Here is a 2,136-nt window from a genome sequence, read left to right on the forward strand (position 1 = left end):
CTCATCGGCTCGCGCGAGATCGGCATGCTGGCCGCTTGCGGCATCGCCGAGGTGACGGTGGCGCGCAAGCCGCGAGTGGCCGTCATCTCCACCGGCGACGAATTGGTGCAGCCGGGCCAGCCGCTCGCGCCCGCCGGCATCTACGACACCAATGGTGCGATCGTCACGGCTGCGATCGACGAGAATGGCGGTGAGGCGGTTTTCCACGGCGCCGTTCCCGACGATGAGGCCAAGCTCGAAGCCGCCATGCGCCGCGCGCTGGCAGGCGCAGACATGCTGGTGCTGTCGGGCGGTACGTCGAAGGGCGCGGGCGATTTGTCTCACCGCATCATCGGCCAGCTCGGCCAGCCCGGCATCATCGCGCATGGCGTTGCGCTCAAGCCCGGCAAGCCGCTGTGCCTTGCGGTGTGCGACGGCAAACCGGTGGTGATCCTGCCGGGCTTTCCGACCTCGGCGATGTTCACCTTCCACGACATGATCGTGCCGATGCTGCGCAGGATGGCCGGACTGCCGCCGCGCTCCGATGCCAAGGTCAGGGCAACCGTGCCGGTCCGCATCGCCTCCGAGCTCGGCCGCACCGAATTCGTGATGGTCTCGCTGGTCGAGGGCAGGGATCGCCTGATCGCCTATCCCTCCGGCAAGGGCTCCGGCGCGATCACGTCCTTCGCGCAGGCCGACGGCTTTCTGCGCATCGACGCGCTCGCCGAACAGATGCCGGCCGGGACCGAAGCCGAGGTGACGCTGTTCACGCCGCATGTGCGCGTGCCCGATCTCGTCATCATCGGCAGCCATTGCACCGGCCTCGATCTCGTCACCGCTGAGCTCGCGCATGCCGGCCTCACCGTGCGCTCGATCGCAGTCGGCAGCCTCGGCGGACTCGCGGCCGCAAAACGTGGCGAATGCGATCTCGCGCCGATCCATCTGTTCGACGATCAAAGCGAGACCTACAACACGCCCTATCTCGTCGACGGGCTCGAACTCGTGCCGGGTTGGCGGCGAATGCAGGGCATTGTCTTCCGCAAGGGCGACCGGCGTTTCGAAGGCGTCGGGGCAAAGGACGCCATCGCCGCGGCGCTCACTGACCCCGCCTGCATCATGGTCAACCGCAACCAGGGCGCCGGCACGCGCATCCTGATCGATCGGCTGCTCGGCGGCGCGCGCCCGGAAGGCTATTGGAACCAGCCGCGCTCGCATAACGCGGTTGCCGCCGCCGTCGTGCAGCACCGCGCCGACTGGGGCATGACCATTGCGCCGGTCGCCCATGCGGTCGGCCTCGGCTTCATTCCGCTCGCGGAAGAGCATTATGACTTCGCGCTGGTGACCGCGCGCAAGGACCGGCCGGCGGTGCGGGCGTTCCTTGACGCACTCGGCTCGGACGATGCACGCGCCGCGCTGGAGCGAGCTGGATTTCGGCCCGCGTAGATACCAGCCGGGTTATCGATGCGATGCCTGGTCAGCGCCGCTGGCTGCCTGAATGGCGCGCTCCCGCTCCTCGGCTTCGGCCAACGCACGCTGCGCCGCAGGCGGCAGAGGCTTCGGGTCCGGCGGGACCTCGACGGTGTCAGGCTTGCTCAGCGGCTTCGTCCGATCGATTACGTCCGAAACATCGAACGCGAGATCGACAACATCGAAAATGACTTCCAAGAGCGAGTCGGCCATGGTTCATCCGGGGCAACGTCCCAATCATTGGTCGTTCGCTTCCCAGGTCCGGTTCACGGCCGGGCGCTTACCGTCAAGAACTCAAGGCAACGCCTCAGGCATGTCATCCAGTGCCGCCAGCCGCTCGGCTTCGGCGATGTCCTCGACCGTATTGGCATTGAAGAACGGATCGAGTGGCTCGGCTGGCCACGTCACCGTCGCGAGCGGATAGCGCGCGGTCCAGCGGTCGATCTTGCGGAGGTCTTCGACGACCAGCGCGTGACGCAGCTCGTCGCGCAGGGCGACGCGCCACAGACCGATCACCGGATGTGACTGGTTGCCTGATGCGGCGACCGCGAGCTGCGCGCTCTCGTGCTCGCGTGCGTCATGCAGGCGGGCAACCAGATCGCGCGGCAGGAACGGGCAATCGCCGGCGGCGCTGAGCACCCATTCGATCTCCGGCCGGTTGGCCGCGGTCCAGTCCAGCGCCGCGAGGAT

3 protein-coding genes are annotated in these 2,136 nt (G+C 67.6%); 1 reads left to right on the forward strand and 2 read right to left on the reverse strand.

What is annotated here, in order from left to right; genetic code table 11:
- The coding region (locus MOV74_RS36745) for a molybdopterin biosynthesis protein (protein WP_246932231.1) at positions 1–1,422 on the forward strand (1,422 nt) is incomplete at its 5' end.
- A 12-nt stretch (positions 1,423–1,434) separates the two neighbouring features.
- Here the strand turns inward: MOV74_RS36745 and MOV74_RS36750 are convergent.
- Complete coding sequence (locus MOV74_RS36750) at positions 1,435–1,659, reverse strand: hypothetical protein (RefSeq protein ID WP_246932233.1); 225 nt, start codon at positions 1,657–1,659, stop codon at positions 1,435–1,437.
- Between the two features lie 81 nt (positions 1,660–1,740).
- The coding region (locus tag MOV74_RS36755) for an NTP transferase domain-containing protein (RefSeq protein WP_246932235.1) at positions 1,741–2,136 on the reverse strand (396 nt) is incomplete at its 5' end.

Source organism: Bradyrhizobium sp. SHOUNA76, from assembly GCF_023006445.1.
Taxonomy (GTDB): Bacteria; Pseudomonadota; Alphaproteobacteria; order Rhizobiales; family Xanthobacteraceae; genus Bradyrhizobium.

Coding starts and splice junctions, on each gene's coding strand:
- MOV74_RS36750 (WP_246932233.1), bottom strand. CDS start 1,659: ATGGCCGACTCGCTCTTGGAAGTCATTTTCGATGTTGTCGATCTCGCG.